This window comes from Streptomyces sp. NBC_00988 (assembly GCF_045162645.1).
Classification (GTDB): domain Bacteria; phylum Actinomycetota; class Actinomycetes; order Streptomycetales; family Streptomycetaceae; genus Streptomyces.
In genome coordinates, this window is the sequence record NZ_CP108730.1 from 869,827 (window position 1) to 885,562 (window position 15,736).

At 70.7% G+C, this 15,736-nt stretch carries 12 protein-coding genes; 5 read left to right on the forward strand and 7 right to left on the reverse strand.

The window, feature by feature from the left end; all coding sequences use genetic code 11:
- Window positions 1-13 precede the first annotated feature (13 nt).
- The 3 genes from OG496_RS04070 to OG496_RS04080 all read right to left on the reverse strand — a co-directional run bounded on the left by OG496_RS04070 (window position 14) and on the right by OG496_RS04080 (window position 3,466).
- The gene (locus OG496_RS04070) at window positions 14-1,786 is read right to left on the reverse strand and encodes an ABC transporter ATP-binding protein (protein WP_405969603.1); all 1,773 of its coding nucleotides are present in this window, start codon (window positions 1,784-1,786) and stop codon (window positions 14-16) included.
- A gap of 107 nt (window positions 1,787-1,893) precedes the next feature.
- A complete protein-coding gene (locus OG496_RS04075; RefSeq protein ID WP_405969604.1) occupies window positions 1,894-2,751 on the reverse strand; it encodes an aldo/keto reductase in 858 nt (285 codons plus the stop codon).
- A gap of 220 nt (window positions 2,752-2,971) precedes the next feature.
- Window positions 2,972-3,466: an FBP domain-containing protein gene (locus OG496_RS04080; RefSeq protein WP_366492613.1), complete on the reverse strand. Its 495-nt coding sequence runs from the start codon at window positions 3,464-3,466 to the stop codon at window positions 2,972-2,974.
- 71 nt (window positions 3,467-3,537) lie between these two features.
- On the opposite strand from OG496_RS04080, the gene OG496_RS04085 reads away from it, so the two are divergent.
- The 3 genes from OG496_RS04085 to OG496_RS04095 all read left to right on the forward strand — a co-directional run bounded on the left by OG496_RS04085 (window position 3,538) and on the right by OG496_RS04095 (window position 6,567).
- Window positions 3,538-4,113 carry a TetR/AcrR family transcriptional regulator gene (locus tag OG496_RS04085; RefSeq protein WP_405969605.1) on the forward strand — a complete coding sequence of 192 codons (576 nt, stop codon included), beginning with the start codon at window positions 3,538-3,540 and terminating at the stop codon, window positions 4,111-4,113.
- Window positions 4,114-4,147: 34 nt separating this feature from the next.
- Entirely contained in the window at window positions 4,148-5,338 is a 1,191-nt protein-coding gene (locus tag OG496_RS04090; protein WP_405969606.1) for a GDSL-type esterase/lipase family protein, read from the forward strand.
- A gap of 341 nt (window positions 5,339-5,679) precedes the next feature.
- Window positions 5,680-6,567 (forward strand): Gfo/Idh/MocA family protein, encoded by an 888-nt coding sequence (locus OG496_RS04095; protein ID WP_405969607.1) that lies wholly within the window; start codon window positions 5,680-5,682, stop codon window positions 6,565-6,567.
- A gap of 25 nt (window positions 6,568-6,592) precedes the next feature.
- Here OG496_RS04095 and OG496_RS04100 read toward each other — a convergent pair whose 3' ends face one another.
- From OG496_RS04100 to OG496_RS04110, 3 genes are all read right to left on the reverse strand, one after another.
- Complete coding sequence (locus OG496_RS04100; protein ID WP_366492609.1) at window positions 6,593-6,943, reverse strand: hypothetical protein; 351 nt, start codon at window positions 6,941-6,943, stop codon at window positions 6,593-6,595.
- Window positions 6,944-7,102: 159 nt separating this feature from the next.
- Entirely contained in the window at window positions 7,103-7,993 is an 891-nt protein-coding gene (locus OG496_RS04105) for a GNAT family N-acetyltransferase (RefSeq protein WP_405969608.1), read from the reverse strand.
- Between the two features lie 252 nt (window positions 7,994-8,245).
- The gene (locus OG496_RS04110) at window positions 8,246-10,663 is read right to left on the reverse strand and encodes a GH92 family glycosyl hydrolase (RefSeq protein ID WP_405969609.1); all 2,418 of its coding nucleotides are present in this window, start codon (window positions 10,661-10,663) and stop codon (window positions 8,246-8,248) included.
- Window positions 10,664-11,015: 352 nt separating this feature from the next.
- On the opposite strand from OG496_RS04110, the gene OG496_RS04115 reads away from it, so the two are divergent.
- Both OG496_RS04115 and OG496_RS04120 read left to right on the forward strand, forming a co-directional pair.
- Window positions 11,016-12,218, forward strand: a complete 1,203-nt coding sequence (locus tag OG496_RS04115; RefSeq protein WP_405969610.1) for a glycoside hydrolase family 64 protein — start codon at window positions 11,016-11,018, stop codon at window positions 12,216-12,218.
- 44 nt (window positions 12,219-12,262) lie between these two features.
- Window positions 12,263-13,381, forward strand: a complete 1,119-nt coding sequence (locus OG496_RS04120) for a PP2C family protein-serine/threonine phosphatase (RefSeq protein WP_405969611.1) — start codon at window positions 12,263-12,265, stop codon at window positions 13,379-13,381.
- 35 nt (window positions 13,382-13,416) lie between these two features.
- Here OG496_RS04120 and OG496_RS04125 read toward each other — a convergent pair whose 3' ends face one another.
- A complete protein-coding gene (locus OG496_RS04125) occupies window positions 13,417-15,666 on the reverse strand; it encodes an MMPL family transporter (RefSeq protein WP_405969612.1) in 2,250 nt (749 codons plus the stop codon).
- Window positions 15,667-15,736 lie beyond the last annotated feature (70 nt).

The window sequence follows — 15,736 nt, forward strand, 5'->3', positions numbered from 1 at the left end:
CCGCGAGATCCGGTCAGGCGACCTGCCCGCTGTGCAGCGCCGTGTACGCACCGCCCCGGCGCAGGAGTTCGTCGTGCGTGCCGACCTCCAGGATCTCCCCGTCGCCCATCACGACGATCCGGTCGGCGCCCCGGACGGTGGACAGCCGGTGCGCGACCACGAAGGTCGTACGGCCGCGCAGCAGCCGGGCGAGGGCCTGTTGGACGAGGGCTTCCGAGCGGGTGTCCAGGGCCGAGGTCGCCTCGTCCAGGACGAGCACCTTGGGGTCGCGGATCAACGCCCGTGCGATGGCGAGGCGTTGGCGCTGACCGCCGGACAGCCGGGCCCCGCGCTCGCCGACCAGGGTCTCCAGGCCCTGCGGCAACTTGTCCACGAACTCAAGGGCGTTGGCGTCCCGCAGGGCCGCGCGCACCGAGTCCTCGTCGGCGTCGTCCATGCCGTAGGCCACGTTGTCGCGGATCGTGCCGTCGAAGAGGATCGACTCCTGCGGGACGACCGAGACGAAGCGGCGGTAGGTGCGCAGGTCGAGGGTGTTCATGTCGGTGCCGTCGAGGAGCAGTTGGCCGGTGGTGGGGCGGATGAAGCCGATGACGAGGTTGAGCACGGTGGATTTTCCGGCGCCGGACGCGCCGACGAGGGCGACGGTCTCGCCGGGTGCGACGGTGAGGGTGAAGTCGTGCACGGCGGGCCGGTGTTGGTCGTTGTCGTAGGCGTGGCCGACGTGTCGGAAGGTGACGGCTCCGCGTACCTCGGTGACCTCCGCCTTGCCCTCGTTGTCCTCCAACTCGGGTGCCTGGAGCACTTCGCCGACCGAACGGACCGATTCCAGGCCCTTGGTGATGACCGGGGCCAGGGTCGTGAGGGACGTGGTGGAGTTGGTGAGCGTGGTCAGGAAGGCGCTCAGCATGACGACGTCGCCGGCGGTGACTCCCCAGACGCCGTAGTACGACACCAGGGCCGCGCCGGCCAGGACCAGGACGCCGACGACGTTGAGGACGACCCAAGCCAGCGAGCCGAAGCGGCCGTTGAGGAGGTCGAGGCGGTTTCCGGAGGTGAGGAGTCGGCGCAGGGTGCCGTCCATGCGACGCAGGGCCTTGCCCTCCAGGCCGTGGGCGCGGGTGACCGGGATGAGGCGGGTCATCTCCGTGACGCGTGAGGACAGGGTCTCCACCTCGTGGCGGAAGTGCTCGTTGTGGGTGCGCAGGCGTGACCGCAGCCGGGACACGAGGAGCGCGGCGACCGGTACGACGACGATGAAGACGGGCACGAACTCCGGTGTGCGGAAGCCGATGATGACCAGGCCGCCGGTGAGCACGGTGATCGCGCCGAGCCCGGTCTCCGCGGTCTGCTGGACCATCTGCTCGACGGTCTCCACGTCCCGCACGACCTTGGCCTGGAGCACTCCGGCGCTGACCCGGGAGTGGTAGCCGATGGAGAGCTGCTGCATGCGGGTGCACAGGGCCGAGCGCAGATCGGTGCCCATGCGGCGGACGCTGCCGTAGAGGAGGCGGACGTAGAGCACGTGCAGGGGGTAGTTGATCAGCAGGATGAACAGGATGATGCCGGTGCTCGTCCAGAGCCTGCTGACCGGCTGGTGCTGGACGACCGTGTCGATGATGGACGCGGTGATCAGCGGGAGCAGCCAGATGGGGCTGTGCTTGACCGTGAACACGGCGACGGCCAGGGCCAGTTGTCTTCGGTCGGCACGGAAGAGGTAGGCGAGGGTGCGGATCGGGTGTTCGTCGCGGTAGCGGTGGTCGAGCGGTTTCTCCGTGGTCGACGCCATCGGTGGTGGTCCTCCCCCTGTGACCGGTCGGCCCCCTGGGGCCAGTTGGCGGGCAAGCGCTTTCTGCCCTTGCCCGCCCCTACTACACCTCAGACATCAGGGTCTTCTCAAACGGCGTCCAGCTCCGCGATCTCCTCGGCGGAGAGGGTGAGTTCGGGTGCGGCGGCCGAGTCGCGGATCGTCTCCGGGCGGCTGGCGCCCGGGATCGGTACGACGACCGGGGACTTGGCGAGCATCCAGGCCAGGCAGACGCGCTGCGGGCTGACGCTGTGCTTCTCGGCGATGCGGGCGAACGGCGCGTAGGCGGAGCCGAGTTCACCGGCGCGGGCGATACCGCCGAGGGGGCTCCAGGGCAGGAACGCGATGCCGAGTTCGTCGCAGAGGTCCAGCTCCGGTTCGCTGGAGCGGAAGGCCGGGGAGAACTGGTTCTGCACGGAGACCAGCCGGCCGTCGAGGATCTCGTTCGCGAGCCGGATCTGCTCCGGGTCCGCGTTGGAGATGCCGGCCAGGCGGATCTTGCCCTCGTCGAGCAACTCCCGTACCGCACCCACCGATTCGGCGTACGGGACCTTCGGGTCGGGGCGGTGGAACTGGTAGAGCCCGATGGCCTCCACGCCGAGCCGGCGCAGGGAGGCCTCGCAGGCCTCCTTCAGGTACGCGGGGCTGCCGTTCAGGGTCCAACTGCCGTCCCCGGGGCGGAGATGACCGCCCTTGGTGGCGACGAGGACGTCCGCGCCCCGGTCGTGGGAGGCGAGGGCCTTGGCGATCAGGGACTCGTTGTGCCCGACATCGTCGGCGTGCAGGTGGTAGGCGTCCGCGGTGTCGATCAGCGTCACGCCCGCGTCGAGGGCGGCGTGGATGGTCGCGAGGGAGCGTGCCTCGTCCGGCCGTCCTTCGATCGACATGGGCATACCGCCCAGGCCGATCGCACTGACCTCGACGTCACCGATACGGCGGGTGTCCATGCTGGTGCTCCTCTTCCGGTCTTCCGGCTGTCGCGCAGAACCGTGCCGTCCGGCACCGCCTGAGCCGGAGCCGGGTCTCGGACCGGGGTCACGACGGGCAGGACGCATCGCCCAGCCTCTCCGGCCCGGGTCCGCAGGTCCAATAGAAGAAATCGAACGGATCCAGCAGCGGGACTGCTCAATCGGGATCGCCCAGTCGGAATCGCTCAGTCGGGACTGCTCAACGAGCGGCGACCTTGGCGATGAACGCCGTGACGTTGGTGACGGTCCGCTGGATCTTCTCCTCCAGGGTGAGTGATTCGGGCATCCGTGCACCGACGCCCGCGTCCTTCTTGCCGCGCACGTACAGCGGGCAGGCGAGGTCGCTGCATATGTACGCGCCCACGGAGTTGCCCTGCTGCCCGGCCTTGCCCGCCCTCGCTGCGGTCATCAGCGAGACGCCTCCGGTGTGCATGGTCATGCACACCGAGCACATGCTGCGCCGCGTCTGCCAGGAGGCGACGCCGGGAGAGCGCAGGGCGACGGCCGTCGGGCGGCCGTCCAGCTCGATCGCGAGGTAGGCGCGGTCCGGGGCCTGGGGGTCCCGCCAGCCGAGGAAGTCCAGGTCGTCCCACGGCCGTTCGGCCAGGTCCCGGGGCACGGACAGGCGCTTGGCCTCGCCCTTGGTGCAGTTCACGAAGGCGGCGCGGATCTCCCGCTCGGTCAGTGGTCTCATGAACGGCACGCTAGTTTGCCTAAAACCTTTAGGCAAATACATAATGGCCATCGTCGAATGGGAGGAAGGTTATGGCCAGAGCAGGACTGACGCCGGAGCGGCTGACCCTGGCGGGGGCGGAGCTGGCCGACGAGGTCGGCTTCGACCAGGTGACCCTCTCGGCACTCGCGCGACGGTTTGACGTCAAGGTCGCGAGCTTGTACTCGCACCTGAAGAACTCCCAGGAACTCAAGACCAGGATCGCCCTGTTCGCGCTGGAGGAAGTCGCCGACCGGGTCTCCGACGCGGTGGCCGGGCGGGCCGGCAAGGACGCCCTGGCCGCCTTCGCGGACGCCTACCGGGACTACGCCCGGGAGCACCCCGGCCGGTACGCGGCGGCGCGGCTCCGGCTCGACCCCGAGACGGCGGCCGCCAGCGCCGGGGTGCGGCACTCGCAGATGACCCGGGCGATCCTGCGCGGCTACGACCTGGCGGAGCCGGACCAGACGCACGCGGTCCGGATGCTGGGCGGCGTCTTCCACGGCTACGTCAGCCTGGAGCTGGCCGGGGGCTTCGACCACAGCGCGCCCGACGCGCGGGAGTCCTGGGCCTGGATCGTGGATTCGCTCGACGCGCTGCTGCGGAACCGGGCCGCGCCCCACAACTGACCGTCCCGGAAACCCCGATCGACAGGCTGAGGCGATGAGCACCGAACACGACACGATCACCACACCCGTCACCACCGACATGCTGCGCGGCTTCCTCGACGTGGAGACGACCGCGCACGGTCTGCTGCCGCACCGGCTGCCCGCCCGGGCGCGCCGCCAGATCCCCGACGACCAACTGGCCGTGGCCGAGGCGCAGCCCTCCGGTGTACGGCTGGTCTTCCGCACCCGGGCCACCACGATCGAGCTGGACACGCTGCCCACCAAGCGCGTCTACCGGGGGTTCCCGGCCCCGGCGGACGGCGTGTACGACCTGCTGGTCGACGGCCGCCTCACGGCCCAGGCCACGGTGGTCGGCGGCAACGTGCGCACGATCACCGACATGATGACCCAGTCCTCCGAGTTCACGGAGGGGCAGCCCGGCACCGCCCGGTTCACCGGTCTGCCGGCGGGCGACAAGGACATCGAGATCTGGCTCCCGCACACGGAGACCGCCGAGCTGATCGCCCTGCGCACCGACGCCCCCGTCGAGAAGGCGCCGGACAACGGGCGCAAGGTGTGGCTGCACCACGGCAGTTCGATCAGCCACGGCTCGAACGCCACGCATCCGACGGCGATCTGGCCGGCTCTGGCTGCCGCCGAGGGGCAGGTGGAGCTCGTCAACCTCGGGTTCAGCGGCAACGCGCTGCTCGACCCGTTCACCGCCCGCGCGATGCGGGACACCCCGGCGGACCTGATCAGCGTCAAGATCGGCATCAACATCGTCAACGCCGACGCGATGCGTCTGCGCGCCTTCACCCCGGCGGTGCACGGCTTCCTCGACACCATCCGCGAGGGGCATCCGACCACACCACTGCTGGTCGTCTCCGCCATCCTCTGCCCGGTCCAGGAGGACACTCCCGGCCCCCTCATGCCCGACTCCGACGGCGGCACCCTGCGGTTCAGGGCGACGGGCGACCCGGCGGAACGCGCCCTCGGGCGCCTGACACTCACCGTCATCCGCGACGCACTCGCCCGCGTCGTCGAGCAGCGAGCGGCCGACGACCCGAACCTGCACTACCTCGACGGCCGTTCCCTCTACGGCGAGGATGACTACGCCGAACTGCCGCTCCCCGACGAGGTCCATCCCGATCCGGCGGGACATCGGCGTATCGCGGAGAACTTCGGGCGGTTGGTGTTCGGCGAGGGCGGCGCTTTCACGACCGGGACCGGACCCCGGACCGGCTGAGGTCGGCTGAGCAGGATCGCGGTTGCGCTGCGGCTCAACTGGGCGGACGTGAGCGGGACTTCGAGGCGGGTCCGCAGCATCAGCGGCATTCCTCGGCGCCCAACTGCCGTGCCTGGGCCGGGAACCATGCGGTGCGGGCGGCGAGTGCTCCGCCACCCGCAGCGGCCTTGCCGTCATGCGGGGCCGACTGACTGAGCTCGGCGCATCGATCGGCAGCCGGCAGCCCCGGTAGCGGTAAGGGCTTGCGCACCCGCCCCGTTCATATGGCACGCTCACCGGCGACCGGCCGGTCGGATCGGCTCCGGTCTCGTCACCAGGTTCGACCGTGGAAAGGCAGCGTTATGCGTATCGGACTGCTCGGCACCGGCCCTTGGGCGCAGATGGCTCACGCCCCCGCCCTCAGCGGGCACGACGCGTGGGACTTCGCGGGCGTGTGGGGGCGCCGCCCCGACGCCGCCAAGGAACTGGCCGACCAGCACGGCGTAGCGGCCTACGACGATGTCGACGCCCTGCTCGCGGACGTGGACGCCGTCGCCGTGGCCCTGCCGCCGTCGATCCAGGCCGAGTTGGCGGTGCGGGCCGCGCGGGCGGGTCGGCATCTGCTGCTGGACAAGCCCATCGCGCCGACGGTGGAGCAGGGGCGGGCCGTGGTCGACGCGGTGCGGGAGGCCGGGGTCGCGTCGGTCGTGTTCTTCACCACCCGCTTCCAACCGGAGACCGACGCCTGGATCACCGAACAGGCCGCCTCGGAGGGCTGGTTCACGGCTCGGGCCGAGTGGCTCGGGTCGGTGTTCACCAGCGACAGCCCGTTCGCGGCCTCGCCCTGGCGGCAGGAGAAGGGCGCGCTGTGGGACGTGGGCCCGCACGCCCTGTCCGTGTTGCTGCCGGTCCTCGGTGATGCACGACGGGTGGCCGCCGCCGTACGAGGTCCCGGCGACACCGTCGTGCTGGTCCTGGACCACGTCGGCGGCGCGTCCAGCACGCTGACGCTGAGTCTCACCGCGCCGACCGCCGCGGCGGGAGTCACGGTCGAGCTGCGCGGCGCGGCCGGGGTGACCAGCCTCCCGGACAGCTCGGGCGACGCGGTGTCCGCCCTGGTGCGGGCCGCCGACGCGCTGAGCGAGGCCGTACGCACGGGCCGGCCGCACGCGTGCGACGCGGTTTTCGGGCTTCGGGTCACCGAGATCCTGGCCGAGGCCGAGGCGATGGTGGACAGCGAGCCTGCCTGATCAGTCGCCCTGGTCGGTCGACGGGTCACTCGCCGCCGGGTGGCTCCTCGTCCTCGTCGAACGGCTCGTCGCTCCACCGGAACCAGGCCCGCTCCCCCTCGATGTGCAGCAGGAACTCGGGCACGGGACCGTCCGGCGAGGTCAGCGTCACCTGTCGGCTGATCTCGTCGTAGGCCTCTTCCCACCGGATCCAGTGCCCGTCGTCGTCCGCTTTCGAAAGGGCCAGTTCCCGCGCGAACAACTCCTCCACGTCACCGAACGCCGGACCGGCGGTGAACTTGCCCGACAGCCAAGGGAAGTCGGCGTCGTCGATCAGGATCTCCCCCACCGACTCCTCGCCCGTGCGCACCTGCCAGACCTCGCCGACGAACCCCATGCCCGCCTCCATCCCGCCGTAGATCGACCTGCCGCCAGCATGGCACCCGGCACTGACAGTCGGCCCGGAACTGATGACAGCCCGGGCCGACCGCCCTATGGGTCTACGGGTCTACGGGTCTACGAATCGACGCGCATACTCGGCTACTCGGCTACTCGGCTACTCGACGCAATTGAAGCTGGCCCGCTCCCGGATGACCGGATAGCCGACCTTCGCGAAGTGCGCGGCCATCGGGAAGTTGCCCTGGTCCGTGGCCGCGGCGATGAACTCGGCGCCCCGCTCGACGAGGTAGTGGGTGCACTCGGCGAGCAGGTCGCGGGCGTAGCCGTGGCCGCGCTGTTCCGGTACGACTCCGATGAAGCCGATGCAGGGGCCCGACGGGTTGTGGGCCGGGATGTGGATGCCCGCGAGGTCTCCTTCCGGGGTGCGTGCGATCTGCCACCACTCGCGCGGGGACGGGCACCAGCGGAAGAAGTCGATCTCCTCCTGTGCGGCCTTCTCGACTCCCCCTTGTTGGATGGCCCGTTGGGCGTGGGCGTCGAGGGTGACGGAGTGGATGCGGCGCAGCGCGTCGAAGAACACGGCGTCGTCCGGTTCGGGGGCGAAGACGAGGCGGCCGGGGCGTTCGGGCAGGCCGCACTCCGGGGTCCACCGGTAGATGAACCGCTCGACCAGGAGGTCGTAACCGGCCGCGCGCAGGGCGGTGAAGCGTGCCTCGGCGGCGGCGCGGGTCTCGGGGTTGTCGCGCCAGCCGGCGGGGAGGTTCAGTTCCACGTCGACGCGCCAGGGTGCGCTGCGCAGGAGTTCGGCCCCGACTTCCTCCTCGCCCTCGATCAGGTCGAAGCAGTCGACGGCGAGGGGTTCGGTGTCGTTCGGGCCGCCCCACCAGGCGGCGCGTGCGACGACCGTGCCGTCACGCAGGGCCACCCGCTGCCAGTCGGGCCGCCAGGTTGTCCGGCGGTGTTCGGCTCGGGCGCCGAGGGCGTCGGGAAGGGTGTCGAAAAGGTGGGCGTCGCTCTCGTCGAGCGCGCGAATGACCAGATCGGTCATGGGTTTCCTCCGGGAGGGGTACTGCGTGGAGCGCTCCCGGTCAGGTCACATGTGGCACGCCGGGTCAACGGGGAGGGAGCGCTGGGGTGTTGTGAACCTCATGGCACTCGCCTCCTTCCGCTGGTCTCAGGGCGTGCACGCACACGCTAGGGGGTGATCTCCCGCCCGTCCAACGTATTTTCGGGCCGGCCCGGCGGAGCGGCACTCCGCCGGGCCGGTGCGCATCACCTGGTGTGCGTCACCGGATGCGCGTCACTTCGGCAGTTGTCCCGGGTCGGTCGCCCAGCTCGTGTTCGGGTCGGTGGCGAGCCGGAAGTCCAGCCTGCCGCCCTTGAGCGTCAGGCCCGCGCCGGTCCACGCGCGCGTGAGGGTGCGGCCGTCAAGGTGTACGGCGTCGACGTACTGGTGGGTGTCGTCGGCGTCGGGGGCGGTGATGACGATGTCCGTGCGGCCGGGCCGGTCGACGACCGCCTTCGGGAAGAGGGGTGCGCCGAGCAGCAGGTCGGCGCTGCCCGGGGTGCGCGGATAGATGCCGAGGGCGGAGAGGACGTACCAGGCGGACATGGTGCCGAGGTCGTCGTTACCGGGCAGGCCCTTGGGGCCGGTGCCGTAGGCCGTGTCGAGGATCTGGCGGACCGTCGCCTGGGTCTTCCAGGGCTGGCCGAGGGAGTTGTAGAGCCAGGGCGCGTGGATGTCGGGCTCGTTGGTCGGGTCGTAGCGCAGCGCGTCGCCGCCCCGGACCGACCAGGCGCCGTCGGCGGTGTGGAAGAAGCCGTCGAGCCGGGTCGCCGCTGCCTCACGGCCGCCCATCGCCTCGGCCAGTCCCTGTACGTCCTGCGGGACCATCCAGACGTACGCGGCGGCCGAGCCCTGCGCGAAGCCGAGATCGCTCGCCGGGTTGAACGGGCCCACCCAGGAGCCGTCGAGGTTGCGGGCCTGGACGTAGCCGGTGGCGGGGTTGAAGATGTTGCGCCAGTAGGCGCCGCGTTCGGTGAAGGTCTTCGCCTCGGCGTCACGGCCCAGCAGTTTCGCCCACTGGCCGAGGGCGGAGTCGGCTACGGCGTCCTCCAGGGTCTCGGCTGCGCCGCCCCAGCAGTGGCAGGCGTCCTGAGCGGCGTAGTGGGAGGTCATGTACTGGGCGAGGTTGGGGCGTTGGCCCACGCACTGGCCGGGGCAGCCGGCGTCCGAGAGTTCGTCCGGGTTGGGGACGGTGGCCTGGTGGACGAGGGAGTCGAAGGCGCCCTCGTAGTCGAAGTTGCGGACACCCATGGCGTAGAAGGTGGCCAGGGTCGCGGCGGTCGGGTCGCCGGTCATGACGTGGGTGGCGCCGCTGATGTGCACCCAGCGGTCCCAGATTCCGCCGTTCTGTTTCGAGAAGTTGTAGAGCGACTGGGCGAAGTCGCCCGCGACGGTGGGCTTGAGGAGGGCGAGGAGCTGGATCTGGGCGCGGTACTGGTCCCAGCCGGAGAAGTTGCTGTACTGCGCCCGCTGTCCGCGCGCCAACCGGTGCACGGCTTGATCCATGCCCCAGTAGCGGCCGTCCTCGTCGCTGATCAGGTTGGGCTGCATCAGGGCGTGATAGAGCGCCGTGTAGAAGGTCTGGCGGCGTGCGGGGGTGCCGCCGTCGACGCGTACGGTGCTCAGTTCGCGGTCCCAGGCGCGGGCGCCCGCCTCGGCGACGTCGGCCACGCGCGCGTGCGGGGCGATCTCCTGGCGCAGGTTGGACTCGGCTCCCCCGAGGCTGACGTAGGAGATGCCGATCCGCATGCGGACATCGTTGTCAGAGGCGGTGTCGAAGCCGACCCAGCCGCCGGAACCGCGTCCCGCGCGGTCGGCGCCGGTGGCGTATCCCTCGCCTCCGGAGGAGGTCGTCGACCCGGGTGACACGGTGCTGTCGTGCCAGGTGCCGACGGAGGAGAAGGCGCGGTCGAAGGAGGCGCTGAAGTAGAGCTTGTAGTAGCTCTTGCGGTTGTTGACGCCGCCGTTGGCGCGGCGCCCGCAGAAGGCTCCCGTGTACACCCAGCCGGTCACCTTGTGGTGGGCGGTGTCGATGTCGACGTGCGCGTCCTGGCTGCCGTTGAGGGAGTTGGAGACGCGGAAGAGCAGGCTCGCCGGGCGGTCGGCGGGGAAGGTGAAGTCGGCGACTCCGGCACGCTTGCTGACGGCGAGGTCGGCGGTGGCGCCGGAGGCGAGGCCGAGGGTGTAGCGGCCGGGGGTGGCCTTCTCGTCGGCGTGCGAGAAGTTGGACGCGTACACGGCGTCCTTGGTGTCCGCCGAGGGTGACGAGGTGACGTCGCCGACGAACGGCATGATCGGTACGTCACCCGCCGCGCCGGGGTTGCAGCCCGCGCCGTTGACATGGGTGAGGCTCAGGCCGCGGATGCGGGTGGCGCCGTACTCGTACCCGTTGGCGGCGCCCGTGCTGGTCTGGTCGCCGGTGGTGCTGGTCGGGGACCAGGCGATCATGCCGTACGGGAGGGTGGCGCCGGGGTAGGTGTTGCCGCCGTTGCTGGAACCGATCAGCGGGTCCACGAGCGAGGACGGCCGGACGGACGGGACGGTCGCCGCGACGGCGGGGAGCGGGGCGGACGCGGCGAGCGCGGTCGTGACCGCCACGGCCGCGACTCTGACGCCGAACCGTCTTGCCGTGCCGAGGAGTTGGTGACGCATGCGTCAAGTCGCCTTTCGAGGAAGGGACATGGAGTCGGAAAAAAGACAGGGGGCGTCGCGAGGCTAGGAGGCCGTGCGATGGGAGGGAAGAGGCGCCCGGATACGGGTGATGAAGCACGGGTGAACGCTTCGTCGGGCGCTTAAGCAGCCCTTAAGTGGGGGTTAAGCCACCCATCTCACCACGTCCGTGCAGGTCAGCGCGGTGACGACTTCCCGCAGAACCGTTGGCTCAGCCCGTGGTCGTGCGTAACATCGGGCCTCGGCGGCGGTGTCGACGCTCGCTGTGAGAGCGCTCTCAATGCGTCGGCACCGTCCGCTTCGAACAGCCCGACTCGCCCGGAGGTCCCCCCACATGACTCCCCGTCACCAGCGCACGCTCGGCCGCCGCAAGCTCCTCTTCGCCCTCGGTGGCGCGGCGGTGGCCGCTCCCGCCGTCGCGGCGCTCGCACCACACGCCCTCGCGGACACCAAGTCCATGGAGACCAGCGCCGATCAGGCGGGCGCCCTGCCGCTGACGCTGGTCAACAACAGCGGGTCGTTCGACAACGCGAACGTGCACATCTACGTCGTAGGAAACGTGGACGGCAAGCAGGTGCGGGTCACTCCCGACGGGACGATCGCGCCGATCGCGCTCTCCGACAACGGCGCCGACGGTTTCACCGACTACGCGATCAGCCTCAACTCCGGTGCGGAGACGACGATTTCGCTCCCGTACCTGTCGGGCCGCATCTACGTGTCGCTCGGTGCGAAGCTCAAGTTCAAGGCCGTGGCGGACGGCAACGGCAGCCCCGCACTTCAGTACCCGGCCGGCTGGGTGACCTCCGACCCCAACTACGGAGTGCTGCACGACTGTGCCGAGTTCACGCACAACGCGTCCGGGATGTTCTGCAACACGACGATGGTCGACATGTTCAGCGTGCCGCTGAGCATCCGGCTGACCGGCGCGCAGGACCAGACGACGGGCACCCTGCGCGACGGCGGCCGGGCATCGGTGTTCGACGCCGTACGGAAGGTCGAGGCATTCGCCCCGCTGATCGTGGGCGACACGCGGGTGATCGCGCCGGGGCACGGGTTGGACGCGGGCCTGTTCTCCGCGGACTACTTCGCGCCGTACATCGACGAGGTGTGGAGCACGTACACCGGCAAGGACCTCACCGTCACCACGAACGCGGGTGCCTTCACCGGGCGGGTGCGCGCCGGCCAGTTCACCTTCACCGGACCGGCCTCGGTCTCGTTCGCGAAGCCGTCGACGCGGGACGTGCTGTTCTGCGACGGCAACCTGGCCGCCCCGAACGACGGCACCACGGGCCCGGTCGCGGCGGTCCTCGGCGCCGGGTTCAACCGCTCGACGCTCCTGTCGAACCCCGCCCAGCCGACCACCGACGCGTCGGGTTTCTACGCCACCGACCTCACGAACCACTACGCGAAGGCGATCCACGCGGCGACCGCCGACGGCAAGGCGTACGGCTTCGCCTTCGACGACGTGGCGGACTTCGCGTCGTACGTCCAGGACACGGCGCCGACAGGGATACGGCTGACGCTCACGCCGTTCTAGGCGCTCGGCGTGCGGGGCCGGTCCCGCCGTAGGAGCGTGGTGGTGTGGGAAAGGCGCGCGTTCCGCCGTTCCGCCGGGTCCGGGAGCCGGCCCGGCGGGGGTGGCTTCGGGGCGCGCCGGCGCCGCGGTGGGTGCGGGTGCTGCCGGGGGCGCTGGTGGTGGGGGTGTGCGTGGCGACGCTGGTCAGCCCGCACGCGCTCGACATCGGCTTCCTGCTGGGCGCCATCCCGCCGCTGGCCGGGCTGTCGTACGGGCCTGTCGCGACCGCGCTGCTGGGCGGCGCCACGGTCGCCCTGCTGACCGTGCCGGCGTTCCATCTCAACGATCCCGGCCAGACCGATCTGCTCACGATCCTGTTCGTCGCGGTGCTGAGCGTGTTCGTGTCCTTCGTCCGCAGTCGCCGTGATGCCCAGCTGGACCTGGAGCGCACGGTCGCCGAGGCGGCGCAGCGGGCCGTCGTGCCGCCGCTGCCGGAGCGGGTGGGGCCGGTGGGGTGCGTGGGGCTGTACCGGGCGGCGCAGCGCGGGACGCTGGTCGGCGGGGACTTCTTCGACGTGCGGGACGGGCCGTACGGCGTGCGGGCGGTCATGGGCGATGTGCAGGGGCACGGGCTGTCGGCCGTCGCGACGGTGGCCTCGCTGCTGGGGGCCTTCCGGGAGGCGGTGCTCGATCTGCCGGACCTGGAGGCGGTCGCGGCGCGGCTGGACCGGCGGCTGGTGGTGGACTCGGCGCGGTCGGCACACGCGGAGCTGTTCGCCACGGCGGTGCTGCTGGAGTTCACGGCGGACGCGGGCGCGGTGCGGATCGTGGCCTGCGGGCACCCCGCTCCCGTGCTGCTGCGCGGGGGCCGGGTCACGGAGATCGACGTCGAGGCGTGGACGCCGCTCGGTCTCGGGCTGTCCGACGCCGGTCCGCTGAGCGGGGTGAGCGTCCAACTGCGGCCCGGGGACCGGCTGTTCCTCGCCTCCGACGGGGTGTGGGAGGCGAGGGACACGGACGGTTCCTTCTATCCCTTCGCCGAGCGGCTGGTCCAACTCGCCGACGACGAACCGGCCTTGATGGCGGAGCGGGTGTGGGCCGACCTGCTGCGGCACTCCCCGGAGATCCGGGACGATGTGACGATGCTCGTGCTCACACCCCGGACACGACCGGTCGGCAGTTGAGACGCACGCCCCGGGCGCCGTACGGGAGTTGAGGCTCACGGCTGCTGCTCGTGGTCGCCCTCCGCGTCGATGTGCGGCAGGATCCGGTCCAGGAACCGGGGTGTCCACCAGGCGTGCCGGCCCAGCAGGGTCATGACCGCGGGCACCATCAGCAGGCGTACGACGGTCGCGTCGATCAGCACGCTGACCGCCAGGCCGAGGCCGAGCATCTTGACCACGATGTTGTCGCTGACGACGAAGGCCGCGAAGACGCTGACCATGATCAGGGCGGCGCAGGTGATGACGCGCGCGGTGATCTCCAGGGCGTGGGCGACCGACGCCTCCGCGTCGCCGGTGCGCAGCCAGGCCTCGTGGACGCGGGAGAGCAGGAAGATCTCGTAGTCCATGCTCAGGCCGAAGATGATCGCGAACATCATCATCGGGACGTAGCTCTCGATGGGGACCTTGCCGGAGACGCCCAGCGCGGGGCCGCCCCAGCCCCACTGGAAGACGGCGACGACGACGCCGTAGGAGGCCGCGATGGAGAGCACGTTGAGGACGGCGGCCTTGAGGGCGACGAGGAGGCCGCGGAACACGGCGAGGATGATCAGGAAGGCCAGCGCGACCACCACGCCGATGATCAGGGGCAGCCGGCTCGACACGATGTCGCGGAAGTCGACCTGGGCCGCGGTGGTGCCGGTGACGTAGCCCTTGGCGGAGGTGCCGGAGACCGCGTCCGGGAGGGTGTCGTGGACGAGCCGGTTGGTGAGGTCGGTGGTGTCGGCGCTCTGCGGGGACTGCTTGGAGTAGACGGTGCCGACGAGGACGTCACCGTCCTTGGTGGTCGTCAGCGGGGTGACCTTGGCGGCGCCCTGCACCCCGTCGAGGGTCTTCTGGGCCTGGCTGGAGAGGTCTGAGCGCTGGGAGGTCGGGACGCCCGTCTGGTCGATGACGATGGTGAGCGGGCCGTTGGAGCCGGGGCCGAAGGCGTCGGTCATCAGGTCGAAGGCGCGTCGGTCCGTGAACGAGGTGGGGTCGGCGCCGTCGCCGATGTGGCCCAGTTGGAGGGAGAAGACGGGGATCGCGAGGACGACCACGGCCGCGACACCCGCCGCGAGGAACGTCCACGGCCGGTGTTCCACGCGCTGCGCGTACCGGTGCCAGGTGCCCGTGGGTTCGGTGCCCGGCGCGGCGTCGGTCTCGGCGACCGGGCGGCGCACCCGGTAACGGTCGATCCGCTTGCCGAGGAGCCCGAGCAGGGCGGGCACCAGGGTGAGCGCGCCGATGACCGCCGACACGACCGTCACGGCGGCCGCGAGCCCGAGTTTGCCGATGAAGGGCACGCCGGACACGAACAGTCCGGCGAGCGCGATGATCACGGTGCAGCCCGAGACGAGCACGGCACGGCCGCTGGTCGCCGTGGCCTGTCCGGCGGCGCGCACGGGATCGGAACCGTTCATGAGGTTCTGCCGGTGACGGGTGATCAGGAACAGGGCGTAGTCGATGCCGACGCCTATGCCGATCATCGTCGCGAGGGTCGGTGACACCGTCGCGAACGTGAACGCCGCCGCCAGCAGCCCCAGGCACGCGAGTCCCCCGATGACGCTGATCAGCGCGGTCACCAGAGGCATCGCGGCGGCGACCACGCTGCCGAAGCCGATCAGCAGGACGACGATCGCCACGGCGAACCCGATGAGTTCGCTGATCCGGTCGTCGGCGGCGGGCCGGGCGAGTTCGCCGAGCGGTCCGCCGTACTCGACCTGGGCGCCGGCGGCACGCAGCGGCTTCACCGAGGTGTCGACGCCGTGGAGATAGCCGTCGCCGAGGGTCGACGGCTGCACGTCGAAGCGGATGGTGATGTACGCGGTCTTCGCGTCGGAGGAGAGAGGGCCGACGTTCGGGCTGGACGACGCCGGTGGCTGCGTTCCGGGCTGTGGCAGCGGGTTCTGCACCGACAGGACGTGCGGGAGTTTCTGCAGGTCGCCGACCGTCTCGGACATCTGCGAGTTCAGTGAGGTGAGCTGCTTGTCCTTGTCGTGCAGGACGATCTGGCTGCTGTAGCCCCCGGCCGCCGGATCGTGCTCCTTGAGGACCTGCAACCCGTGCTGGGACTGAACGCCGGACAGCGAGAAGTCGTCCGAATAGTCGCCCCCGAAGGACCTGTTGAGGACCTGGAGCGCGGCCAGCGCGACGAGCCAGGCGACGATGACGATCACGAAGTGCCGGGCACACCACTCCCCCAGCCTCCGCAGCACGCCCTTCGCGGCGGTTCCGCTGCCCCCTGCACTGGATTCCGTGGGCGCCATGGCCTCGGCCTTTTCCGCCAGGGGACACATCCGACATCCCCATTAGACGCCCCATGGATCACACCGGCAT